The sequence below is a fragment of the Acinetobacter rongchengensis genome, from assembly GCF_003611475.1.
Taxonomy (GTDB): Bacteria; Pseudomonadota; Gammaproteobacteria; order Pseudomonadales; family Moraxellaceae; genus Acinetobacter; species Acinetobacter rongchengensis.
Genome location: NZ_RAXT01000020.1, coordinates 23,823 through 47,592 on the forward strand (window position 1 = coordinate 23,823; position 23,770 = coordinate 47,592).

Below are 23,770 nucleotides of genomic sequence, written 5' to 3' on the forward strand. Positions count from 1 at the left end.
GCATTAAACCATTTTGGGTTTGTTCCCATTCGGCATCTACCTAAAAAATTGATTGATTGTAAATCAGGGCTTATGGGGGGGTTATTATTGGAATAATGAAAAAAGATATCACTCGAATATTAGATAAATACTCACAATATTCAAGCTATGATATGAAAGCAGTCCAAGGGCGTGTTTAGAACTTAAATTTATAAAAAATTATCAGGAAAAAATCAAAAAAACTAAATATTCATCTTCATGACTTATATTATTACAGAATATAAATAACTCTAGTTTAGAAACAATATCACCATGGATAAGAGATATAAATGCATTTGAAAAATTTTATAAGTCGAAAAAATGATCTCGAATTGTAAAATTTGAGTCTGTAAATTACTTACTTAATCCCCATTTTCAACACAGACAAAGCTCTAGCCTTGGTCTTTGCATTTATACAGAGGAATCGGGATTGTTTGAATATATCGTTAAATTAACTACACAATAATCTAAGGTTGTATTTCAAGTACTTCTATTTCTTGATATTTCAGTATATGTATTACCAAAAGCAGGGTTAAACTTTTTAGCATCATCTAAAGTTAATAAATCAATTTTAAATTTCCTTGAGTGATAATTTCCAAAAACATCAGAAATTTTCACTTTAATTTCTACTTTTCCATGATTAAGGAATGGAAAATATGTCCCCCAACTTTCCTCTTGTTCAAAATAAACAATACCATTAGTAGACTTGCCCACTTCTAAAAATTTATCGATCTTCACTGGTGATAAATTATTTTTCTGGGTCAGAAATGGAAATACTTTTATATTATTATTCCCAATATCTACACGGAAATCTTCGCTTATTACTGTTTCTTTTTCCAGCCAAAACCAAAATATTTTATATTTTAGCCAATCAATACCTATTCGATCTATATCGTGATGATAACCTATGTATATTCTATGAATACTCGATGGGGCTGAACCAATATTTGCAATATTTAAATATAATGCAAATGCTGTTATATGAGTATCATGACCATTAAATTCATTTCCATTATTAAAAGTACAACAAAATGAAGGTCCATCAATAATATCAATTTTAAATTTTGGTCTCTTTCTTAGCGCACCAAAAATGCCTGAAAACCAGCCAAAGAGTAATGTAACTAAAAAAATAGCTAAACTCACCACACCTTGATTTTCATTCAGTAATTTAAATAAATTTAAAATGTTAAAATTAGACATAATTGTTATCAAAAATAAGGGCTGAATAATCAGCCCTTATTTTCAACTACTTATTCAATTAAGACAATTGAGCAGCAGCAATTTTCTTCGTATCGATGTCTTTAGCAGCATCTGTATACTCGCCCATCTTGTCGAAGTTCAAGTATTGGTAGATGTCAGCAGACATGCTGTCAATTTGAGCAGCATATTGTTGATACTCTTCAGGAGAAGGTAATTTACCCAATACTGCAGCTACAGAAGCAAGTTCAGCAGAAGCTAAGTAAACGTTTGCACCTTGACCTAAACGGTTCGGGAAGTTACGCGTAGAAGTAGATACACAAGTGGTATTCGGTGCTACACGTGCTTGGTTACCCATACATAATGAACAACCTGGCATTTCAGTACGCGCGCCAGCTTTACCATAAATGTTATAGAAACCTTCTTCCATCAATTGGTGCTCGTCCATACGCGTTGGTGGAGCCAACCATAAACGAGTAGACAATGAACCACCTGGTACTTTATCCAGTAATTTACCAGCAGCACGGAAGTGACCGATATTCGTCATACATGAACCAACGAATACTTCATCAATCTTAACGCCTTGAACGTCAGAAAGAAGTTTAGCGTCATCTGGATCGTTCGGGCAGCAAAGAACAGGTTCTTTGATGTCAGCAAGATCGATTTCATACACTTTCGTATATTCAGCATCTGCATCAGCTTTAAGAAGTGATGGATTCGCTAACCATTTTTCCATGTTCTCTACACGGCGCGCCATAGTACGAGCATCGCCATAGCCTTGAGAGATCATCCACTTCAACATTGTGATGTTAGAGTTCAAGTATTCAGCAACTTTCTCTTCAGAAAGTGTGATTGAACAACCTGCAGCAGAACGTTCAGCTGAAGCATCAGAAAGTTCGAATGCTTGTTCTACAGTTAAGTCAGTTTCCATTTCTGTTAAGTCGATTTCTAAAATACGACCAGAGAAGATGTTTTTCTTACCTTTCTTCTCTACAGTTAAGTCACCTTCTTTGATTGCATAGTAAGGAATCGCATGTACGAGGTCACGTAAAGTGATACCAGGTTGCATTTTACCTTTGAATTTCACAAGTACAGATTCAGGCATATCCAACGGCATAACACCAGTCGCAGCAGCAAACGCAACTAGACCAGAACCCGCTGGGAATGAAATACCAATTGGGAAACGTGTATGTGAGTCACCACCAGTACCAACAGTATCTGGAAGAAGCATACGGTTTAACCAAGAGTGGATAATACCGTCACCTGGACGTAAAGAAACACCACCACGGTTCATGATGAAATCAGGAAGCGTGTGTTGCATTTGAACGTCAACTGGTTTTGGATACGCAGCAGTGTGACAGAAAGATTGCATAACAAGGTCAGCAGAGAAACCTAAGCAAGCCAAGTCTTTCAATTCGTCACGAGTCATCGGACCAGTGGTATCTTGCGAACCAACAGTCGTCATCTTCGGTTCACAGTAAGTACCTGGACGAACACCTTGACCTTCTGGAAGACCACAAGCGCGACCAACCATTTTTTGAGCTTGAGTAAAACCTTTACCAGTGTTTTCAGGTTGAACTGGAGCACGGAATAAAGTAGAAGCTGGAAGACCTAAAGCTTCACGTGCTTTTGCAGTCAAGCCACGACCAACGATCAAGTTAATACGACCGCCAGCACGTACTTCGTCTAGAAGAACTGGAGTTTTCAATTCAGATTCAGCGATTTGCTCGCCTGCTTTGAACGCAGTCACTTTAGCAGCAGCATGATCGATCTTAAGAACGATTTCGTCGCCCATGTTCATGTTCGCAACGTCGATCTCTACAGGTAATGCACCAGCATCTTCCATGGTGTTGAAGAAAATCGGAGCAATTTTAGAACCTAAGCAGTAACCACCGTCTTTTTTGTTCGGAATGTGAGCAATCTCATCACCAAAGAACCAAAGCACAGAGTTTGTTGCAGATTTACGAGATGAACCCGTACCAACAACATCACCTACGTAAGCAACTTGGTTGCCTTTCGCGATCAATTCTTTGATTTGGTTTAATGGACCAACTTCCCCAGGAACTTCTGGGTTGATACCATCACGTACGTTTTTCAACATTGCATTTGCATGTAATGGAATATCTGGACGGCTCCACGCGTCTTGTGCAGGTGACAAGTCGTCAGTATTCGTTTCGCCAGTTACTTTGAAAACTGTAAGCTTAATTTCTTCAGGAACATCTTTGCGGCTAGTGAACCATTCAGCATCAGCCCAAGATTGCATTACTGCTTGCGCATTTGCATTACCTGCTTTTGCTTTTTCAGCAACGTCATGGAACGCATCAAATACAAGAAGAGTTTTCTTTAATGCTTCTGCAGCTAAACCAGCAAGTGCAGCATCATCAAGTAATTCAACTAAAGGTGCTACGTTATAACCACCAAGCATAGTACCTAGTAAGTAAACCGCACGTTCTTTAGAAACTAATGGAGAAGTTGTTTCACCTTTAGCAACTGCAGTTAAGAAAGCAGCTTTAACATAAGCAGCTTGGTCAACACCAGCAGGAACACGATTTTCAAGCAAATCAACTAAAAACGCCTCTTCGCCTGCTGGTGGATTTTTTAATAATTCAACCAGTTCAGCAGTCTGAGCATCATCAAGTGGCTTCGGTGGGACTCCGAGTGCGGCACGTTCTGCAACGTGTTGGCGGTAAGCTTCTAGCACGGTGTTATTCCTCTTTTTAAAAAAATTACCTGTGAATTCCAGCTTGTCAAAAGCTTCACGGGCAATATGGACTGTCAAATTTTACTAAAAATCAAGTCAAAAGTTAATGCAAACTTCGTGTTTATTCGTGATGACCATTATTTTGTAAATAAATATCTGTCACTCATGTTCAACACTTATTTCAAATTCAAAGCCATCATATTTTATAACCTAGTACTAAATCAGCTTTACTTTTAACGACATTTTGTAGGCATAAAAATGGCAACATAAATGTTGCCATGCTTTTCTTACCGAGAATATTCAACCTTAGTGGACAGTTGTGTTGTTGATATAGTTTTGAAAATCGTCACGACAACCTTCAAATTTCATTTGCACTTCGTCCTCATGTAACATGGCATGATCTGCACATGCGAAGGAAATTTTGACTTGGTATAATTTAGCTTGTTGGTCAATGGCTTGCTGAAAGAAAACTTGGTCGCCTAAGCTTAAGACATAGTGACTTCCACCAATCACCACGACACCTTGTTCGTCTTCCAAGAGCAAATCCGCATTATGTAAATATGCAACAACTTCCATTTTACCGCTCCTTTGCTACTTTTTATTTTCTATTTCTATATTTTATATATGCTTTTCACTTTTTATGCTAATCATTTTTTGTGGTTAAAGATATGTGATTTTTCATTATCTATAATATAAAAAAACCGTTCATTAGAACGGTTTGTAATCAGGCATTTTATTCGGGTCATGCGGTGTGTTTAGACACTGTTCGAAAGCTTGTTGCTTAAATTTGCTTTGTACCGCATCTCTATCTGCTTTTAGCTCAGCATCAGGCATTGCATAGATTTTTTCTAAATATTCAGTCACAAATTGCTTGGTCATCGGATCTGTAACTTTATTCGCATAATCAACAGCTTCTTTATGGGTAATCCCATTCTGACGATCAAGTGTAATTGAACGTGCCGCATTACCGATACTGGTACAATAACCTTTCCAAATTTCTTCAGGAGTTGCAGGTTTTTTCTCAGCACAACCTGCCATGAGTAACACTGTGCTAATTGCACCTAAAATTACGAACTTCTGCATTAAAAAATCTCCAAATCAGCCCTATCATACTTAATTTCTAGCAAATTTGAAGATTTTCTTGCTTTTAATCACAGCTTTAACTGACCTAGGATTTATTTTTTACATTTAAAAACAATTATTTATTAAAATTCTTAATAACAATACTCGCAACCAAGGCTCAAACCATCTTTAAATACCACGCCAGTCAACACGTGCATTGCGTTCTGTTGTATATACTCTTTTTACGTACTGCCCCAATGGCAGATCCAATAAGTATTGCGTATATGCGAATACCTCACCCGAAGTTGTTTCAGAATGCTCTCTTTCCCATGGAGTTGTAGGTAATTCTAATAATGGCGACAACATTGAACACACCGCAATATCTGCAAGTCCTAGGCGGTCACCGACCAAATATCGGCATTCATTTTCAATCAGTTTTTGATTTAGATCGACAATAATCTGATCCATAATCAATTTTGACTCTTCAACTTTTTCTTTATTCAGTTGATAACTTTTAGACACTAGGGTTTTTAAAATCGGCTTTGAGAATTTCTCGAATTGGCGTAAATAGCCTTTTTCACCAATCATAATATCTAAAGACTCATCACTTTCAGCCAAGGCATGTGCCAAGCCCCAACGTCTTACGTGTAGCCCTAATTCGTTGGCAATCTCATTAATCGTTAAAGCTTGTTCACGTAAAATAGCATCAGAACGAAGTAAACGATGTTCAGGATAAACCTCATCAAGATACAAAGCAATTTGTGTTGAATCTGCAATATATTGTTCGCCATCTTTAAGAATAGGCAGTTTATTTTGCCCTGTTTTTAATTGAGCAAATGCACGATGTACACCAGGAATTAAATTCTGCGCAACATAATCGAGTTCTTTATGATCCAACAACCAACGTGCTTTTTCACAGAAGTGTGATAGAGGAAATTGGTATAACGTGCGCATGTAGTCTCCATATTATTCTTTTAATCAGAACCTTAGAAAATCCCCAGTAATTCGGTGTACTTTAGACATTCATCGGGTAAATTACAATGTCCTTTTTATTCATTTACCATGTCACTTCTTCAAACTTGTTATGCATTTTATATATCAGTTTATTTAAACGATATGCAGCAATGTGATAATCAAACACCTCAAACATCATACCCAGCTTAAACATTTTAAAATAAATTATTATAAATCAGTAATATGTATTATCAAATTTTATGCATTGATTTGCATTTTTTATATTTTAAAATTTTTTAGATAAGTTAAGCACAATACTTCGTTTAATTTTTACCGCAATATTGCTTAGCGTTTTGGTATCAACTGAATGGTGCCAATATGTCTAGTTTAAACACATCTCAGCAAGCTTTTGTGATCGAAAACGATCAACAAGCTTTAAATGCCGCTTACCAAGTTGCAGATTTTGCTTTGATTGAACGAAATCAACGTGATCAACGCCGTATTTTACCTCACGATGTAATTGAGCAATTGAGCCTGAAAGGATTAGGCGGAATTCGTATTGCCAAAAAATACGGCGGCGCTGCTGTTTCCAATCTGACCTTGGTGCATGTTTTCCGTATTTTATCAAAAGCAGATGCCAGTGTTGGGCAGATTCCTCAGAATCAGTTTGGTCTACTCAATGCGATTGAAAGTATTGCCAATCAAAAGCAAAAACAGTTTATTTATAGCGAAATTTTAAAAGGCAAACGCCTCGCCAATGGTGGGCCAGAGCGCAATAGCAAAGACAGTAAAACCATTGCTACACGTTTAGATCAAATCAACGGTCAATATCTATTAAATGGTGAAAAGTTTTATTCTACAGGTGCATCATTTGCGGATTGGCTTGCGATTCGTGCCATCGATTCAACTGGTAAAACTGTTTTAAATATTATAGATGCGCAAGCTGAAGGAGTTGAAATCGTCAATGATTGGGACGGTTTTGGGCAACGAACGACCGCAAGTGGAACAGTCAAACTAAAAAATGTGGTGGTCAATCCTGATCTGATTATGGATGAAGCACCACTAACTGACCCGCGTAAATATCGTGGTGCATATTCTCAACTCATTCAAGTTGCAATCGATGTTGGAATTGCTGAAGCAGCATTTGCAGACACCTTATCCGCAATTCATAAAGCACGTCCAATTGTGGATGCCAATGTCGAAAAAGCCAGTTTTGAAGCTTATACCCTACAAGAAGTGGGCAAACTCGATATTTTGCTGAATACAGCAATCCTACTGCTAGATGAAGCTGCAGAATATCTCGATCAACTTGATTCACAAGACATTGTCAGTCCAGAGCAAGCCAGTAAAGCATCGATTATCGTGGCTGAAGCCAAAGTCTATGCCAATGATGCAGCACTACAGATTTCAGAAAAACTTCTGGAATTAGGTGGTAGTCGCTCCAGTTTGGAAATTCACAATTTAGATCAACATTGGCGTAATGCACGTGTGCATACCCTGCATGATCCTGTGCGCTGGAAACATTATGCAATTGGTCATTTTTATTTGAATGGCACGCAAGATCAAAGACATGCGTGGATTTAATCGTCAGTTTTAACAGGCAAAACAAACATTCAAGGAAAATAACATGACAACTTATCAAGATATTCATAAAGTTTTAGATGCAGAAAATGCAGCTTTTGCGCAGGCACATATTATCCAGTCTGATGCTGAGGCATTGGAAATTGCAGCACAACTCAGTCAACAATTTAAACTCAATGCAGTCTTGCGTGATACCACACGTGAGCTTCCTTTTGAAGAAATTGAAGCATTTAGCCAATCAGGTTTATGGGCCATTACCGTTCCAAAACAATACGGCGGTGCTGATGTATCTAGTTATACTGTTGCAAAAATAATTGCCCTGTTTAGTGGTGCAGATGGCTCAATTGGACAAATTCCACAAAATCATTTTTATGCCTTAGAAGTATTGCGCAATACAGGTACAGATACGCAAAAGCAAAAACTCTATAGCGAAGTATTAAAAGGTGCGCGCTTTGGTAATGCTTTGGCTGAATTTAAAACTAAAACTGCGGCGCAAAAACACACGCAAATTACCCAAGTTACACGTGGCGATAAACAAGGTTTTGAAGTGAATGGGGAAAAGTTTTATTGCACAGGCAGTCTTTTCGCACATCGTATTCCCACCCTTGTACGCGATGCCAATGATCGTGAATATTTAGCTTTTATTCCATCCGATGCGCAAGGCTTACAGCGTATTAATGATTGGTCTGGTTTCGGGCAAAAAACCACAGGCAGTGGTACTGTCAAATTTAATCAGGTCTTTGTCGATGCTGAAGATGTGATTGTCTTTGATCGTGCTTTTTCAGAACCGACATTGGTGGGGCCCTTTGCACAAATAATGCATGCAGCCATTGAAACAGGGATTGCAAGAGCTGCGTTTGAAGAAACGCTACAACGTGTCAAACAAGCACGCGCATGGATTGATGCCAATGTAGAACGTGCCGACCAAGACCCTTTAACCATTTATGAAATTGGAAAAGTGGCTGCGGATGTACGAGCGAGCGAAGTGCTATTAAAGCAAGCAGCACACGCTATTGATGCAGCAAAACCGCATCCAACCACTGAAAATATTGCCAAAGCCTCAATAGATGTTGCCAAAGTCCGTGCGCATAGTACCGAAACAGCCTTGAAAGCCTCATCAAAACTGATTGAACTGGCAGGAAGTCGTGGTAGCCAACGTGCAGATGGCTTAGACCGTCATTGGCGTAATGCACGTGTACATACGCTACATGATGCTTCTCGCTGGAAATATTATTTTATTGGAAATTATGTCTTGAACAATATTCTTCCACCACGCCGAGGAACATTGTAATGAGTCATCCTATTCAAAATACTGAAATCAAAAGCAAAATTAACCGTGAAAGAAACAATACCAAGAAAAAGATCCTTCTAAATGCCTTTGATATGAACAGTGTAGGACACATCAATCATGGTTTATGGGCCCATCCACGAGATGAGTCACATCGTTTTAATGAGTTAAATTATTGGATAGATTTAGCCAAAACTTTAGAACGTGGTCTGTTTGATGGTTTATTTATTGCAGATATCACAGGTACTTACGATGTCTATCAAAATGGTATCGATTTAACGCTTAGAGAATCGATTCAACTCCCAAGCCACGACCCTGCTACTTTGGTTTCTGCTATGGCTTCAGTCACACAGAATTTAGGTTTTGGAGTAACCGTAAATTTAAGTTATGAAACACCTTATCAATTTGCACGTCGTTTTGGCAGTTTAGATCATCTGACTCAAGGGCGTATTGGCTGGAATATTGTCACAGGTTACTTAGACAGTGCTGAACGCTTAATCGGTCAAAAAGGTTTAAAAGACCACGATTTACGCTATGAACAGGCTGAAGAGTTTATAGAACTTTGCTACAAGTTTTGGGAAGGTTCTTGGGAGAATGATGCGGTATTAAAAGATAAGCAAAAACGTATTTTCACAGATCCAAGCAAAGTTCATTCAATTCAGCATCATGGGCGTTTTTACCAAAGCGAAGGCGTATTTCAAGTGTCTCCTTCTCCGCAACGAACACCAGTATTGTTCCAAGCAGGTGCTTCACCACGTGGATTGGCTTTTTCAACACGCCATGCAGAATGTGTCTTTATTGGTGGTGATCAACCTGAAAAAATTAAACAGCAGGTAAATAAAATCCGTGAACTAGCGATCCAGCAAGGTCGTCAGCCTGAAGATGTAAAAATCTTTGTTGGCATTACCGTTGTGACTGCTGAAACAGATCTATTGGCACAACAAAAGTTGGCTGAATATATCCGCTATGCAAGTCCTGAAGCAGGTTTGGCACATTACTCAAGCTCTGTGGGTATCGACCTATCGAAATACGCCGATGATGAAGCCATTCCTTACCAACAGACCAATAGTATTGCCTCTGTCAATCACAAGTTTAAGGAAAAGAAAATCACGCCTAACGACTTAAAAGCACAACATATTTTAGGGGGGCGTTATCCACTGATTGTCGGTAGTGGTGAAACTGTCGCTGAACAATTAATTCAGTTGATGGATGAAACGGGGATTGATGGTTTTAACCTAACACGTACTGTTGCACCTGAGTCACATCATGATTTTATTGATTTTGTTATTCCTGAATTACAGCAACGTGGTCGATTTAAAACAGAATACCACCAAGGTTCTTTGAGAAATAAAATTTTCAAAAATGGGGATCATTTAACGGCGCAGCACCCTGCCGCTCATTTCCGATGTCAAAACCCAAAGCAATCAAAAGCACAACAATTCGACTTATCCAAGCAAAGCGCTTAAACAACTTTAAAAATTTAATTTATAAGGGGTCATCACATGACACAAACAAATTCAATCACCAACAATGCTTCGAAGCATAAATTTATTATTCTTGGCATTGTCATTATTGCCGTAATTGCAGGGCTTTTTTACTGGAACCAACATAAAAAATCAGCCTCAGAAATTATTACGATTGGTATTAGTCCTCCCTTTGCAAAACCATTGCAAGTCGCTGTGGATGAAGCGAAGAAACAAGGGATCAACGTTAAACTGGTTGAATTTTCAGACTGGAATACACCAAATATTACTTTGAATCATGGTGATATCGATGCCAACTATTTTCAACATCAACCCTTTCTCAGCAATGCCTTAAAAGAGACTGATTTTAAACTTAAGCCGCTCAATGTAGGTGTCGCAACACATGTGGGATTGTATTCAAAAAAATATGATTCATTGGATGCTGTGCCTGAGCATGCACGTGTGGTTATTCCCAATGATCCTGTGAATCAAGGCCGTGCCTTACTTTTATTACAACAAGCGAAATTAATCACTTTAAAAGATCCAAACAACCATTTATCCAATCTGCAAGACATCACGGCTAACCCTAAAAACTTTAAATTTATTGAAGTTGAAGGCCCACAAACGGCTCGTGCTGTTGACGATGCTGATCTCGTGTTTAGTTACCCGCTGTACCTACGTCTTGCTAAAACCATCGATCCAAATAAAGCATTGTTATTGGATGACAATACCAATACACGCTATGCCATTTTATTTGTTGTGAAAGATGACTATGAGCAAAAACACCCTGAAAAAGCCAAGCATTTACAAGAGTTTATTAAAATTTACCAAACTTCTGACAAAGTAAAACAGGCTTTGAATAGTGATATTGGTGCAAATCTTTGGTTCCCAGGCTGGAAATAAAGATTAGAAATCATGGCTTTTCATGCCTTTCATTCTGTACAGCGATGCAATACAAACACAGCAAATAAGTGAATGAAAGGCATTTAAATGAATAAATAAGGACAATTAAAATGGTGAGTTTCGGTTCACAGGTTGATTTTTCAGTCCCGCATATCAAAATTCGTAATTTGAGTAAATATTATGATGGACAAAATCAACAGATACATGCATTAAAGAATATTAATCTCGATATTCCACAAGGGAAGATTTTTGGCATCATAGGAAAAAGTGGTGCAGGAAAATCATCGCTTATTCGAACATTGAATGGCTTAGAAAGCATTTCTGAGGGAAGCATTCATATTGGTCAACAGGATTTATCAGCGGCTAATCATGCTGAACTGATTCAAATTCGGCAAAAAATTGGCATGATTTTCCAGCATTTCAATTTAATGTCTGCCAAAACTGTGTGGGAAAATGTTGCTCTTCCATTAAAAATTGCCAATCTTGATCAAACTGAAATAGAAAGCCGTGTAAATGAAGTTTTGCAATGGGTTGGATTGGACAATAAAGCACACAACTACCCTTCACAACTTTCTGGTGGTCAAAAGCAACGTGTTGGTATTGCACGTGCTTTAGTGCATCATCCTGAAATTTTACTGTGTGATGAAGCTACCTCGGCACTTGACCCTGAAAGCACCTCAGTCGTCTTAGCTTTATTGAAAAAAATTAATCGTGAATTGGGCATTACCATTGTTTTAATTACCCATGAAATGCAAGTCATTCGTGAAATTTGTGATCAGGTTGTAGTGATTGAACAGGGTGAAATTGTAGAAGCTGGGCAAGTTTGGTCTGTATTTTCTCGTCCTGAACAGAAAATTACACAAGAGTTATTAAATCTCGAACAACTTGATCTACCTTTCCCTGTGGATGCTGAATTACAAGATCATTCAACACATACAATTTTAAAATTGCGCTATGAAACGGATCCGAAACATTCACCCGACTTAGCTCAAATTTTTCAAATTTTTGAGAAATCAGTACATTTATACCAAAGCCATGTCGACAATATTCAAAATCATTTGATTGGTCATTTGATCATTGCCACAGCTCAAACAGATTTAGATATCCGATCGCTCCGAGAACAATTAAAACATCACATTGCACAAATAGAGGTATTAGGCTATGCACGACCAACTCATTGATTTACTGTTGACTGGTACCATTGATACCTTATTGATGGTCAGTGTATCTGCATTTATTGCATTTTTGATTGGTTTGCCTTTGGCAGTGATTTTGGTGAATACATCTGAACAAGGCATCTATCCTTCTCAGAAAATTCATCATATTTTAGGCTCTATCATTAATATTACTCGTTCTGTTCCTTTTTTAATTTTAATGGTTGCACTCATTCCTCTAACACGTTGGATTGTAGGAACGAGTTATGGTGTTTGGGCGGCTGTCGTGCCTTTATCACTTGCTGCTACACCTTTCTTTGCCCGTATCGCTGAGGTGAGTTTACGTGAAGTTGATCAGGGCTTAATTGAAGCAGCTCAAGCGATGGGCTGTAATCGTAAGCAAATTATTTGGCATGTGCTTTTACCTGAAGCTCTGCCGGGTATCGTGGCTGGTTTTACAGTCACGATTGTCACCATGATTAATTCATCTGCAATTGCAGGTGCTATTGGTGCTGGCGGTTTAGGTGATATTGCTTATCGTTATGGCTACCAACGTTTTGATATGCAAATCATGTTTGCAGTCATTGTGGTCTTGGTTACATTGGTGATGATTATTCAAGCTTTTGGTGACCATTTAGCAAGCCAGTTAGATAAAAGGAAGGTTTAAGAGCATTCATCTGTATAAATTGCCGTATGTTTTGCTACTTCATTTAAGGCAAGTTCGCTTACTTTGATAACTTGCCGAATTTCAAAAAAGGATTTAAATAACTTTAACAGTACTTTATTTGCTAGCCATTCAATCATTTGATGTAAATTATTCAATTTTATAAGCCCTGATTTAAAACTTGTACCTTAGACCTGACTTTGTCATGGCTTTCATGTAAAATCAGCAACAATTTTTATATAACACGTTGTGAGTTACTTCATGGGTTTTAATTGCGGTATTGTCGGCTTGCCGAACGTTGGTAAATCTACACTTTTCAATGCATTGACTAAAGCTGCTATTGCTGCGGAAAACTTCCCATTCTGTACCATTGAACCCAATACAGGCATTGTACCTGTACCTGATCCACGTTTAGACAAATTAACAGCGATTGTAAAACCACAGCGTGTTATTCCAACAACCATGGAATTTGTCGATATCGCAGGTTTAGTTGCGGGTGCGTCTAAGGGTGAAGGTTTAGGTAACCAATTCCTTGCAAACATCCGTGAAACTGATGCAATTGCTCACGTTGTACGTTGTTTTGAAGACGAAAATGTTATCCATGTAAATGGTAAAATTGACCCATTAGATGACATCGCGACCATCAATACTGAGCTTGCTCTCGCAGACTTAGAAACGGTAACCAAGGCAGTCACACGTTTAGCGAAATCAGCGAAAAGTGGTGATAAAGAAGCGCTTGCGACTAAAGCTGTTTTAGACAAAATCTTACCATTGCTAGATGAAGGCAAGCCTGCTCGTGCTGCTGATTTAGATGATGATGAGCGTAAATTGGTACGTGGTTTTGGTTTAATGACTTTAAAACCAACCATGTATATTGCGAACGTTGCAGAAGATGGTTTTGAAAATAATCCACATTTAGATGCGGTTAAAAAATTAGCTGCTGAAGAAAATGCAATCGTTGTTCCATTATGTAACCAAATCGAAGCTGAAATTTCACTACTTGAAGATGAAGATCGTGCAGAATTCCTTGAAGCTTTGGGTATGGAAGAACCAGGTCTAAACGTGGTGATTCGTGCAGGTTATTCATTGCTTGGCCTACAAACTTACTTCACAGCAGGCGTACAAGAAGTACGTGCTTGGACGGTGAAAGTTGGCGCAACTGCACCTCAAGCAGCAGGTGTAATTCACACTGACTTTGAAAAAGGTTTTATTCGTGCTGAATGTATTGCTTATGATGACTTCATTCAATTCAATGGAGAAGCTGGTGCAAAAGAAGCTGGTAAATGGCGCTTAGAAGGCAAAACTTACGTGGTTCAAGACGGTGACGTTTTACACTTCCGTTTTAATGTTTAAACCCTCAATCAATTTTTTTCAATAGATTTGTGAGTTAAAACAAAAAAATGCCCTGATCATTCAGGGCATTTTTATTTTTAGTAATTTAAATCATCAATTTAAACATGCACTGCTTTAGCATCCATTTCAGCACGTTGCTTCTTCGCAGCGTCTAACATTCTCGCTTGTAAATCTTTACGTAAACCCAGTAGGAACACAAACTCAGCCAAAACAAATAAAGGGCCTATGGCTAATCCAACAAGATCATCAACAAATGCAGGTTTTTTCTTTTCATAAAAATGCCCCACAAATTGAAATACCCAACCCACCACAAAAATACCAATACTTAATAGCAACCAAGTACTCGTATCCATCTGAGCAATTTTATATGCAAAAGGATATGCAATCGCAAAGATAATTAACATAAGTAGACCAAAGATTTTATCGAGGCTTAAGTAATAAACCACACTTACCACAATTAAAACTGAAGCTAAGGTAAGTTCAAAACCTGAGATCATGACCCCTGCTCTAGCGGTTAAACACATGATTGAAAATACAATCATCGGAATACCAATAAAATGCGTCATGATATTTTTATGATCTAAATGGTATGCGGCATATTGACTCAGTAACTGCTCAAGCTTTGACATTTCAATCGTCCTTGTAAAATACTTTTATTCAATATATAAAAAAAACTCGAGGTAAGTTGTCGGCTAAGTGACAATTACAAATAATTGATTGTTAAGACTCAGCATAAGGATTGAATGTGCTCACGGAAACGGAACTCAACGTCTTACAAAATAATGTATGGTACTCACAACTACCGAGTCTATTTCAAGATTTTATTGTCAAACATGTGACACACTTATATGTAGAACGTGATCAAGCCATATTTCATCATGGCGATCCTTTTGATGGAATCTATGCTGTCATTCAAGGCAAAGTCCGCTTAGGCTATATTGATATAGAAGGCAATGAATCCATAGCCGCAATTGCTGAACCGATTATGTGGTTTGGTGAAATTTCACTAGTAGATCAGCAACCTCGTTCACACCATGCGATTGCACTCGAAAAAAGTACGATTCTGAAAATTTCCAGTACGGCAATTGAGGAGATACTGAGGGAACATCCAAAATTTTGGTTTCATATTGCACAATTAACCAGTCAAAAATTACGGATCGCTTTTCTTGAACTGATTGCAATTCAAACCTTAAACATCAGTCAAAGACTGGCTCAACGGCTGCTTTTTATTTTGAATGGCTATGGCAATCATGTGCAGATTGAAAACCATATGATTCATCTATCACAGGAACAATTGGCCCAAATGCTAATGTGTTCAAGGCAAACCATTAACCAAGAATTACACTTACTAGAGCAACAAGGTATTTTGAGAATTGCCTTTAGAAAAATTGAAATCCTTGATATTCAAAAGCTTCACGCACTGGCGTATTCAGCAATGTAAATTTGCTAGTCTAGCGCCTTTATAATAAATCACGATATTTGAATACTTTTTTGAATGCTGGGAAATGAATATTGTTAATATTAAAACAGGCTTAAACAACTGGAATTTATAATCATTTTTATCATTAAAATATACAAATGATCTATTCCGCTTTACATGAAATAGATTTATATTTCTGTTTAGGCACCGATGCCATGATACGAAAGACGAAAAAGATGAAAAAAATCACAACACTTGTTACCGCTGGACTTTTTACTTTACTCAGTGCTTCAGCTTTTGCATGCCCGAAAGGCACAACACTGGTGGGTGGAACTGGGCCAAACCATAAAGGTGGCTCATGTGTAGCAGCAAATGGTGCAACTCAGAAAGCAAAAACTGAAACAACAAAAGCCAAAGCTGATGCGACAAAGGCAAAAGATAAAGCAGCAACATCAACAAAAACGACCGCTGATAAGTCTAAAGACACTGCGTTAAAAGCGAAAACTGATACAACCGCTAAAATGAAAGCTGAAACGGATGCAAAAGCTAAAACCGCAACTCAAACCAAGGCAAAAGTAGAAACAAAAACACAAGCGACTAAAGATACAAAAGACAAGGCTGTAAAAACTGCTTCGACAAATCCTTTAAAACCTTGATCAGACTAAAATCAATGATCAAATAAAATGGCGAAATTAGAATTTCGCCATTTTTTAAATCAATCAATAAGAAAGTACAAAAACTAGAAAAGATTAGTATTGGCTTTGGTATTGCCTAAACTCGGATGATCAATCGCATCTTTGCACTGTGCTTTATCACGTTCGTATTGTTGTTGAGTTTTGACAAGTTGCCCATCTTTTTCTAGTGTTGCTCTCGCCCAAGAATCTAAACTGGTCAATGCTTTGCGACACAAAGCATATTTCCCTTCCGTCACAGAATCAGTCATTTTGACATTGATACGCCAGTCTGTACTGAGCTTACGTACAGGTTTGCGCACATTTTCTTGAATCAAATTCAATTGCTTACGGTATACAAATGGATCAACTTGGTTCATCAGTTTCCAAGCTTCATTGGCATATGTTGTTGCATCATTGGTTAGTTTAGGCGCTGTTTTAATCTCTACTTTTTCTTTCGGTTCAGTGGATGAATTTCCACAAGCTGACAAGATGATCGCACTCATCATCAAACTCATGCTCAATATAACTTTCGACTGAATTGCGAACATAAAGTAGCACCTAAATAAACATTTCGGCACTATGCTATTAAATTCAGGTAAAATACACAATCTTGATTTCGTTTTTGTTTTATTCCCTCGCTTAGGTGTACCGTGTCTGAACACAACTCCCCAGCAATGACTGCTGGTTTTTGGCAAGGTGCTAAAGATAGTCAATCTATTATCTTTACATATTTACCTGTGTCTTTTGCTTTTGGTGTTTCTGCAACACAATTCGGTTTTAGTGCATGGGAAGCTTTATTTCTATCATGTTCTATGTATGCAGGTGCAAGTCAATTCCTTGTTGTTGCGCTATTAGGTAGTGGTACTTCAATTTGGATGACAGCACTGACTGTGATTGCACTAGATATTCGCCATGTGCTTTATGGCCCTGCGCTACAAAATTTAATTCAAGACCGTTTAAATATGAAGAAAACGGCGATTTGGGCTTGGGGACTCACTGACGAAGTTTTTGCAGCGGGTATGATTAAACTGTCACAACGTCGCCAAGAATGGTCAGAATCATGGATGCTTGGACTGAGTCTATTTAGTTGGCTGTCGTGGGCGCTTGGTTCATTGTTAGGTGGTTTATTTGCAGACCAAGTCAGTCATCTCCCTCAATTTTTACAAGCAGCTTTAGACTTTTTACTTCCTGCTTTATTCCTCAGCTTTTTACTTGCAGCATTTGAGAAAAAATATACTTTCGTTGTAGCTGTATCTTTAATTGTTTCAGCGATCGCTTGTTATTTTATCAATATGTCTGCTGCTATTTTCATCGGGATTATATCGGGTATTTTAGCAGGATTATTTAAATATTATGTCCTCAAACAACATGATGAAGTGAGTGTTTAAGATGGATTTACAGATTATTCTGGTTGGAATATTGGTCGGTATCGCAAACTTTGCGTCTCGTTTTGGACCACTCTACGTAATTCAAAAAACACACAAAAATACGCAGAAGCGTGGTGCAACTTGGTTAAGAATCGCTTTAAGTAGTATTGGTATTGCAGCAATCAGTTCGATGCTCATCGTTGCAACACTTCCTCCTTTGATTGAAGCACCCAATAAAAGCCTTGCGATGTTGGTTGGATTTATTGTCCTTACAGGGTTGTATTTTAAATTTAAACGGATTGTTTTAGCGACCTTAACAGCCGCTTTGGCCTATGGATTGGTTTATACCTATCTACCTGTTTGAAAATACTCACTTAAAAGTTGTTGTCTATACTTATGCTAACACCGATCTAAGCTAAGCATATTGAAAGCCTGAGATCATCAAACGACTTTTAAGTGAGACGACTATCAAATATTCTGTTAGACAATATCAAGATTTTATCTCAATTCCCTCTTAACACTCGCCTGAGTTCTGCTATGCTTAAACCTCATAAATTCTAAGCATGGAAGAATCGCATGAGCGTTACAATTGGTACTCCACTTCAATCTTCAGCTTTTAAGGTCTTGCTTTTGGGATCTGGTGAATTAGGTAAAGAAGTGGTCATTTCCCTACAACGTCTTGGTGTTGAAGTACACGCTGCCGATCGTTATGAAAATGCACCAGCCATGCAAGTTGCGCATTTCTCTTATGCCTTAAATATGGCAGATCCTACTGAATTAAAAGCACTCATAGAAAAAGTAAAACCTAATTTAATTGTTCCTGAAATCGAAGCCATTGCAACTCAAGTGCTTGTTGAAATAGAACAACAAAATATTGCCACCGTCATTCCTTCCGCAAAAGCGGTTAACCTCACCATGAACCGTGAAGGTATTCGTCGTTTAGCAGCTGAAGAATTAGGCTTGCCGACATCTGCATATCGTTTTGCAGACAGCTTAGAAAGTTTCCGTGCTGCATGTGATGACATTGGTTATCCGAACTTTGTAAAACCTGTGATGTCTTCGTCGGGTAAAGGGCAATCTCGCGTTAAAGAATTTTCTGAAGTTGATGCGGCATGGGAATATGCTCAAACTGGTGGTCGTGTCAATCAAGGCACCGTCATTGTCGAATCACAAATTGATTTTGACTTTGAAATCACGCTGCTCACCGTCCGTTCTAAAAATCCTGAAACAGGTGCAATTGAAACCTCATATTGTGACCCGATTGGACATCGTCAAGATGCTGGCGATTATGTTGAAAGCTGGCAGCCTCAACAGATGACCGAAGCTGCACTGACAGAAGCAAAACGTATTGCCAATAAAGTCACTGTAGCCCTTGGTGGATGTGGTATTTTCGGTGTAGAACTGTTTGTAAAAGGCGATAAAGTATGGTTTAGTGAGGTATCTCCTCGTCCACACGATACAGGTTTAGTCACGCTTGCATCGCAATTCCAAAGTGAATTTGAATTACATGCACGTGCAATTTTAGGTTTACCTGTAAATACACAACGCCATAGTATTGCTGCAAGTGCAGTCATCTATGCAGGTGTAGATGCAAACAATCTGTCTTATTCTGGCTTAAATTTTGCATTACAAGATCCAAATACAGATTTACGTCTTTTTGGAAAACCTGAAGGCTTTAAACGTCGTCGTATGGGCGTAGCAACTGCACGTGCTGAAAATACAGATAAAGCACGTGAACTTGCTTTTGACGCTGCATCAAAAGTGACTGTTCATTTAGGTACTGCTGACATTTCATAAATGCTATGCAATGTGGGCTAAATTCAAATGATTTTAGCCCAATACCTAAAAGAATTAACCTATCATTTTCGGACAATATATCCATGATCAACACCTCTCCTCTGTTGGAATATGTAAACGATAATCACGATATTCAAGGCATTACTCAATGGCGTAGTATTGTCGAACAACAGTTAAATGAGGCTTTCGATCATGGTTCTCCAATTCGAGATATTATTCGCACACGATCAAACTTGATCGATCAAGCTTTAACTTTTCTTTGGAATCATGCGGAACTTGATCAGGAGGATTTTGGTCTTTTTGCCGTGGGTGGTTACGGACGACAAGAAATGTTGCCGTATTCTGACGTCGATATCATGGTACTTTCCAAAGATGAGTTGACCGAATCACAAGAAAAAAAGGTCACCTCGTTTATTTCATCACTTTGGGATGTGGGGAATTTCAAACCGGGGATCAGTGTTCGTTCAATTCCTTCGTGTTTTGAACAAGCCACCAATGATTTAACCGTTGCAACCACACTCATTGAAGCTCGATTAATTACAGGCGATCCACATCTTATTAAATGGCCGAGACGAATTGTTTCGCAAACTTGGACAGATCGAACTTTCTTTGATGCCAAAATGGACGAGCAGGCTCGTCGTTATGCTCAACATAACAATACAGAAAGCAATCTAGAACCAGACATTAAAAATGCCCCTGGTGGTATCCGCGATATTAACCAAATTGGTTGGATTGCCAAACGACATTTCCGTGTTAATCGTATTTATGACCTCGTTCACTTAGGTTTTATTTCAGAATTTGAACTGAGTGTTTTAGAAGATGCTGAAAATTTCCTTTGGGAAATTCGTCATCACTTACATCGTTTAACAAAACGTGATGAAAATCGTTTATTGTTTGATTATCAACGTGATATCGCTGCAAAATTTGGTTATAACCGTGAAGATGATCATCATCCAAACTATCCAATTGAACAGTTCATGAAACGTTACTATCGAACTGCACAACAAGTCAGTACACTCAATGAAATGCTCTTAGCATACTTTAATGAGTCTGTCATTACGCCACGTTTACCGAACTATGAACGTAAAATCGAAAGTATTAATGAACATTTTAAATTGGTTGATGGCAAACTCGCCGTTCAGCATCATAAAATTTTCTCTGAAAATCCAAGTGCAATTTTAGAAATTTTCTACTTATTGGCGAACCGTCCCGAAATTGAAGGCATTCGTGCGCGTACCTTAAGATTATTGACCTTAGCTGCAAAACGAATCGATCAATCTTATCGGGCGAATCCAGCCAATCAAGCTTTATTCATGGCGATTATTCGTTCACCGCATCGTTTATATGAAACCATGGTTGCAATGAAACGTTATGGCGTATTGGGCAATTATATTCCTGCTTTTGGTCAGATTTTAGGCCTCATGCAATATGATTTATTTCATATCTATACGGTTGATGCACATACCTTATTACTGATTCGGAATTTAAATCGTTTTAAAGAACCTGAATTTGCTAAAGATTACCCTGTCGTAAGTTCAGTTTTCCAACGTTTAGTGCGTCGTGACATCGTATTTTTAGCTGCATTATTCCACGATATTGCAAAAGGTCGTGGCGGAGACCACAGTGAGCTAGGCGCAGAAGATGCGATAGAATTCTGTCAAGCACATGGTTTTACTGAACGTGAATGTAACTTAGTTGCATGGTTGATTCAAAACCACTTATTAATGTCGATGACGGCGCAGAAAAAAGATATTTCTGACCCAGATGTGGTTAAGGCATTTGCTGAAAAATTAGGTGATATGGAGCATTTAGATTATCTCTACACCTTAACTGTAGCCGATATTAATGCAACCAATCCAAAACTTTGGAATACATGGCGCTCTTCTTTGATGCGTCAATTGTATACACACGCACGTGATGTGATTCGTTCAGGTCTAGAACGTCCTGTCGATTATCAAATGTTAATCGAAGATACCAAATTTTCTGCAAGTGAAGTATTGGTCAATGAATTTCCACTCGAACAAGTTGAAAAAGTTTGGCAAGAACTCGGGGATGAGTACTTCCTCAAAGAGTCAGCGGATGAAATTGCATGGCATACTCGCGCTATTTTGCAGCATGGTGATAACCCCGCACCATTAGTACTCATGCGAGCGCACCGTAAAGCAGCACAAGATGCAGTGCAAATCTTTATTTATACTCAAGATCAGCCCAACTTATTTGCAACAACTGTTGCGATTTTGGATCGTATGAATTTGGATGTACAAGATGCACGAATTATCACTGCAACCAAAGCCTTTAGTCTAGATACGTATGTGGTCTTAGACCGATTTGGTACACTACTCACCGATCCTGAACGTGAAGAGACAGTCAAAACAGCCTTGGTTAAAGCCCTCAGTGAATCTGATAAATATCCTGGGTTAATGCAACGTCGTATTCCACGCCAATTACGCCATTTTGATATTGAAAATACAGTCGATATCACACTCAATGAAGCCTTAGGTCAAAATATGGTGGAAATTTCAACACTAGACCAACCCGGCTTATTGGCACGTATTGGTGGGTTATTTATGATGCAAGGTTTAGACATCCATTCCGCTAGAATTGCAACACTTGGTGAAAAAGCAGAAGATATTTTCTTTGTCACCAAAAAAGATGGTACGCCATTAACAGATTCTGAATCTGAAGTTTTTGTTGCACAACTGAAAGCTGCTTTGGATGAAGCATCAAACCAAGTGTCTAGCCAAAGTTAAGTTCCATCTTTGGCTTTAATTCTTTTCTTAAATATTTTTATTTTAAATATCATGGTAGTTGTTTCATGAACTCGAGTTTGTCTTTATTACATCCTTACCCTTTTGAAAAGTTAACTCAACTTTTTAAGGATGTACAACCCGCAGATTTACCACTCATTCCATTATCGATTGGTGAACCAAAACACCCTGCACCTGAGTTTGTCAAACAAGCGATTATTGATAATTTTCAACATCTTTCCACTTACCCAAACAGTAAAGGCTTACCTGAACTTAGGCTCAGTATCGCCCATTGGTTAACCCGCCGTTTTAAACTCAATACTATAAGTGCAGATGATCATATTCTTCCTGTTACAGGTACGCGTGAAGGGATTTTTTCTTTTGTACAAGCATTGATTAATCGTGATGATGCACCTTATGTGGTCATGCCAAATCCTTTTTATCAAATTTATGAAGGTGCAACGCTTTTAGCAGGTGCTCAACCTTATTTTATTAATTGCACCGAAGAAAATGGTTATTTAGGTGATTTTGACTCAGTTCCTGCTGAGGTTTGGGAAAAAACAGCATTATTATTTGTTTGTACACCGGGTAATCCTACAGGTGCAGTACTTTCAAAAGAACAATTAAAAAAGTTAATTGCTCTTTCTGACCAATATAATTTTGTGATTGCCTCTGATGAATGCTATTCAGAATTATGGTTTGATGAAGCCCCTATAGGCTTACTCGAAGTCTGTGCTGAGTTAGGACGTGATGATTATAAAAACTGTATCGTTTTTCATTCGCTTTCAAAACGCTCTAATCTACCCGGCATGCGCTCTGGTTTTGTTGCAGGTGATGCTGCTTTGCTTCAACCTTATTTAAAATTCCGCACTTATCATGGTGCGGCAATGCCAGTTCAACATCAATTGGCTTCAATTGCAGCATGGGATGATGAAACACATGTTGAAGAAAATCGTAAGCTGTATCGTGCCAAATTTGATTTATTTCAAAATGAGTTAGGTGGTTTATTGCCTTTACAAAAGCCTGATGCAGGTTTTTATTATTGGTTAAAAGTAGATCACGATGAAAACTTTGCCAAGATGTTGTTAGAGAAAGCCAATATTAAGGTTTTACCGGGACGCTATTTATCACGAGATACTGAACAAGGTAATCCGGGTGAAGGTCATGTGCGTATGGCGCTGGTTGCAGATATTGCGCAATGCGAAGAAGTCGTTAAACGCTTAAAAGCGATTTTATAATTTTTATTTTGATTGTGTAATCCTGAAATAGGTTGACACTCATTTTCAACAAAACGCTCGATGCACCTCATCGGGCGTTTTGTATTTGAATCACTTGTTTATCACCGAGCAGTAATGTATATACCAACTGAACGCCCCCATAATAATAAAATGAATATGTACTCACATACTTTTAATCAGACAGATTGA

Annotated in this window: 21 protein-coding genes; 14 read left to right on the forward strand and 7 right to left on the reverse strand. The window is 38.2% G+C overall.

Annotated features, from left to right (window positions below; translation table 11 throughout):
* Positions 1–498 precede the first annotated feature (498 nt).
* The 5 genes from D7V20_RS10755 to D7V20_RS10775 all read right to left on the reverse strand — a co-directional run bounded on the left by D7V20_RS10755 (position 499) and on the right by D7V20_RS10775 (position 5,932).
* Entirely contained in the window at positions 499–1,218 is a 720-nt protein-coding gene (locus D7V20_RS10755) for a hypothetical protein (protein ID WP_120384290.1), read from the reverse strand.
* A 58-nt stretch (positions 1,219–1,276) separates the two neighbouring features.
* Positions 1,277–3,916 carry a bifunctional aconitate hydratase 2/2-methylisocitrate dehydratase gene (locus D7V20_RS10760; protein ID WP_120384291.1) on the reverse strand — a complete coding sequence of 880 codons (2,640 nt, stop codon included), beginning with the start codon at positions 3,914–3,916 and terminating at the stop codon, positions 1,277–1,279.
* A gap of 306 nt (positions 3,917–4,222) precedes the next feature.
* Entirely contained in the window at positions 4,223–4,492 is a 270-nt protein-coding gene (locus tag D7V20_RS10765) for a hypothetical protein (RefSeq protein ID WP_120384292.1), read from the reverse strand.
* A 132-nt stretch (positions 4,493–4,624) separates the two neighbouring features.
* Complete coding sequence (locus D7V20_RS10770; RefSeq protein ID WP_120384293.1) at positions 4,625–4,999, reverse strand: hypothetical protein; 375 nt, start codon at positions 4,997–4,999, stop codon at positions 4,625–4,627.
* A 168-nt stretch (positions 5,000–5,167) separates the two neighbouring features.
* Positions 5,168–5,932, reverse strand: a complete 765-nt coding sequence (locus D7V20_RS10775) for a glutathione S-transferase family protein (protein ID WP_120384294.1) — start codon at positions 5,930–5,932, stop codon at positions 5,168–5,170.
* Positions 5,933–6,310: 378 nt separating this feature from the next.
* Here D7V20_RS10775 and D7V20_RS10780 point away from each other — a divergent pair, with 378 nt between their 5' ends.
* The 7 genes from D7V20_RS10780 to ychF all read left to right on the forward strand — a co-directional run bounded on the left by D7V20_RS10780 (position 6,311) and on the right by ychF (position 14,338).
* Positions 6,311–7,516, forward strand: coding sequence for an SfnB family sulfur acquisition oxidoreductase (locus D7V20_RS10780; protein WP_120384295.1), 1,206 nt, complete (start codon positions 6,311–6,313; stop codon positions 7,514–7,516).
* Between the two features lie 43 nt (positions 7,517–7,559).
* On the forward strand, positions 7,560–8,804 hold the full coding sequence (locus tag D7V20_RS10785; RefSeq protein ID WP_120384296.1) for an SfnB family sulfur acquisition oxidoreductase: 1,245 nt from the start codon (positions 7,560–7,562) through the stop codon (positions 8,802–8,804).
* A complete protein-coding gene (locus D7V20_RS10790) occupies positions 8,804–10,267 on the forward strand; it encodes an LLM class flavin-dependent oxidoreductase (RefSeq protein WP_268877893.1) in 1,464 nt (487 codons plus the stop codon). Before D7V20_RS10785 ends, D7V20_RS10790 begins: the two co-directional genes overlap by 1 nt.
* A gap of 36 nt (positions 10,268–10,303) precedes the next feature.
* Complete coding sequence (locus tag D7V20_RS10795) at positions 10,304–11,167, forward strand: MetQ/NlpA family ABC transporter substrate-binding protein (protein ID WP_120384297.1); 864 nt, start codon at positions 10,304–10,306, stop codon at positions 11,165–11,167.
* A gap of 110 nt (positions 11,168–11,277) precedes the next feature.
* A complete protein-coding gene (locus D7V20_RS10800) occupies positions 11,278–12,348 on the forward strand; it encodes a methionine ABC transporter ATP-binding protein (protein WP_120384298.1) in 1,071 nt (356 codons plus the stop codon).
* A complete protein-coding gene (locus D7V20_RS10805) occupies positions 12,329–12,988 on the forward strand; it encodes a methionine ABC transporter permease (RefSeq protein WP_120384299.1) in 660 nt (219 codons plus the stop codon). The genes D7V20_RS10800 and D7V20_RS10805 overlap by 20 nt, the downstream gene beginning before the upstream one ends.
* Positions 12,989–13,246: 258 nt before the next feature.
* Positions 13,247–14,338 (forward strand): redox-regulated ATPase YchF, encoded by a 1,092-nt coding sequence (gene ychF, locus D7V20_RS10810; protein ID WP_120384300.1) that lies wholly within the window; start codon positions 13,247–13,249, stop codon positions 14,336–14,338.
* 98 nt (positions 14,339–14,436) lie between these two features.
* Here ychF and D7V20_RS10815 read toward each other — a convergent pair whose 3' ends face one another.
* Positions 14,437–14,967: an Mpo1 family 2-hydroxy fatty acid dioxygenase gene (locus D7V20_RS10815; RefSeq protein ID WP_120384301.1), complete on the reverse strand. Its 531-nt coding sequence runs from the start codon at positions 14,965–14,967 to the stop codon at positions 14,437–14,439.
* 116 nt (positions 14,968–15,083) lie between these two features.
* On the opposite strand from D7V20_RS10815, the gene D7V20_RS10820 reads away from it, so the two are divergent.
* Positions 15,084–15,779 carry a Crp/Fnr family transcriptional regulator gene (locus D7V20_RS10820; RefSeq protein WP_120384302.1) on the forward strand — a complete coding sequence of 232 codons (696 nt, stop codon included), beginning with the start codon at positions 15,084–15,086 and terminating at the stop codon, positions 15,777–15,779.
* A 215-nt stretch (positions 15,780–15,994) separates the two neighbouring features.
* A complete protein-coding gene (locus D7V20_RS10825) occupies positions 15,995–16,414 on the forward strand; it encodes a hypothetical protein (protein ID WP_120384303.1) in 420 nt (139 codons plus the stop codon).
* 83 nt (positions 16,415–16,497) lie between these two features.
* Here D7V20_RS10825 and D7V20_RS10830 read toward each other — a convergent pair whose 3' ends face one another.
* The gene (locus tag D7V20_RS10830) at positions 16,498–16,980 is read right to left on the reverse strand and encodes a hypothetical protein (RefSeq protein ID WP_120384304.1); all 483 of its coding nucleotides are present in this window, start codon (positions 16,978–16,980) and stop codon (positions 16,498–16,500) included.
* A gap of 126 nt (positions 16,981–17,106) precedes the next feature.
* Here D7V20_RS10830 and D7V20_RS10835 point away from each other — a divergent pair, with 126 nt between their 5' ends.
* The 5 genes from D7V20_RS10835 (at position 17,107) to dapC (ending at position 23,581) form a co-directional block, all read left to right on the forward strand.
* The gene (locus tag D7V20_RS10835) at positions 17,107–17,820 is read left to right on the forward strand and encodes an AzlC family ABC transporter permease (protein ID WP_120384305.1); all 714 of its coding nucleotides are present in this window, start codon (positions 17,107–17,109) and stop codon (positions 17,818–17,820) included.
* 1 nt (position 17,821) lies between these two features.
* Positions 17,822–18,163, forward strand: a complete 342-nt coding sequence (ygaH, locus tag D7V20_RS10840) for an L-valine transporter subunit YgaH (RefSeq protein WP_120384306.1) — start codon at positions 17,822–17,824, stop codon at positions 18,161–18,163.
* A gap of 212 nt (positions 18,164–18,375) precedes the next feature.
* Positions 18,376–19,596 (forward strand): formate-dependent phosphoribosylglycinamide formyltransferase, encoded by a 1,221-nt coding sequence (gene purT / locus D7V20_RS10845; RefSeq protein WP_120384307.1) that lies wholly within the window; start codon positions 18,376–18,378, stop codon positions 19,594–19,596.
* 83 nt (positions 19,597–19,679) lie between these two features.
* Positions 19,680–22,346: a [protein-PII] uridylyltransferase gene (gene glnD / locus D7V20_RS10850; RefSeq protein WP_120384308.1), complete on the forward strand. Its 2,667-nt coding sequence runs from the start codon at positions 19,680–19,682 to the stop codon at positions 22,344–22,346.
* Between the two features lie 65 nt (positions 22,347–22,411).
* Positions 22,412–23,581, forward strand: coding sequence for a succinyldiaminopimelate transaminase (gene dapC, locus D7V20_RS10855; protein WP_120384309.1), 1,170 nt, complete (start codon positions 22,412–22,414; stop codon positions 23,579–23,581).
* Positions 23,582–23,770 lie beyond the last annotated feature (189 nt).

Bases quoted from the DNA above. Each gene is read 5' to 3' on its own strand.
- D7V20_RS10755 (WP_120384290.1), bottom strand. From the start codon at position 1,218: ATGTCTAATTTTAACATTTTAAATTTATTTAAATTACTGAATGAAAAT.
- D7V20_RS10765 (WP_120384292.1), bottom strand. From the start codon at position 4,492: ATGGAAGTTGTTGCATATTTACATAATGCGGATTTGCTCTTGGAAGAC.
- D7V20_RS10770 (WP_120384293.1), bottom strand. From the start codon at position 4,999: ATGCAGAAGTTCGTAATTTTAGGTGCAATTAGCACAGTGTTACTCATG.
- D7V20_RS10775 (WP_120384294.1), bottom strand. From the start codon at position 5,932: ATGCGCACGTTATACCAATTTCCTCTATCACACTTCTGTGAAAAAGCA.
- D7V20_RS10780 (WP_120384295.1), top strand. From the start codon at position 6,311: ATGTCTAGTTTAAACACATCTCAGCAAGCTTTTGTGATCGAAAACGAT.
- D7V20_RS10785 (WP_120384296.1), top strand. From the start codon at position 7,560: ATGACAACTTATCAAGATATTCATAAAGTTTTAGATGCAGAAAATGCA.
- D7V20_RS10790 (WP_268877893.1), top strand. From the start codon at position 8,804: ATGAGTCATCCTATTCAAAATACTGAAATCAAAAGCAAAATTAACCGT.
- D7V20_RS10795 (WP_120384297.1), top strand. From the start codon at position 10,304: ATGACACAAACAAATTCAATCACCAACAATGCTTCGAAGCATAAATTT.
- D7V20_RS10800 (WP_120384298.1), top strand. From the start codon at position 11,278: ATGGTGAGTTTCGGTTCACAGGTTGATTTTTCAGTCCCGCATATCAAA.
- D7V20_RS10805 (WP_120384299.1), top strand. From the start codon at position 12,329: ATGCACGACCAACTCATTGATTTACTGTTGACTGGTACCATTGATACC.
- ychF (WP_120384300.1), top strand. From the start codon at position 13,247: ATGGGTTTTAATTGCGGTATTGTCGGCTTGCCGAACGTTGGTAAATCT.
- D7V20_RS10815 (WP_120384301.1), bottom strand. From the start codon at position 14,967: ATGTCAAAGCTTGAGCAGTTACTGAGTCAATATGCCGCATACCATTTA.
- D7V20_RS10825 (WP_120384303.1), top strand. From the start codon at position 15,995: ATGAAAAAAATCACAACACTTGTTACCGCTGGACTTTTTACTTTACTC.
- D7V20_RS10830 (WP_120384304.1), bottom strand. From the start codon at position 16,980: ATGTTCGCAATTCAGTCGAAAGTTATATTGAGCATGAGTTTGATGATG.
- D7V20_RS10835 (WP_120384305.1), top strand. From the start codon at position 17,107: ATGACTGCTGGTTTTTGGCAAGGTGCTAAAGATAGTCAATCTATTATC.
- ygaH (WP_120384306.1), top strand. From the start codon at position 17,822: ATGGATTTACAGATTATTCTGGTTGGAATATTGGTCGGTATCGCAAAC.
- purT (WP_120384307.1), top strand. From the start codon at position 18,376: ATGAGCGTTACAATTGGTACTCCACTTCAATCTTCAGCTTTTAAGGTC.
- glnD (WP_120384308.1), top strand. From the start codon at position 19,680: ATGATCAACACCTCTCCTCTGTTGGAATATGTAAACGATAATCACGAT.
- dapC (WP_120384309.1), top strand. From the start codon at position 22,412: ATGAACTCGAGTTTGTCTTTATTACATCCTTACCCTTTTGAAAAGTTA.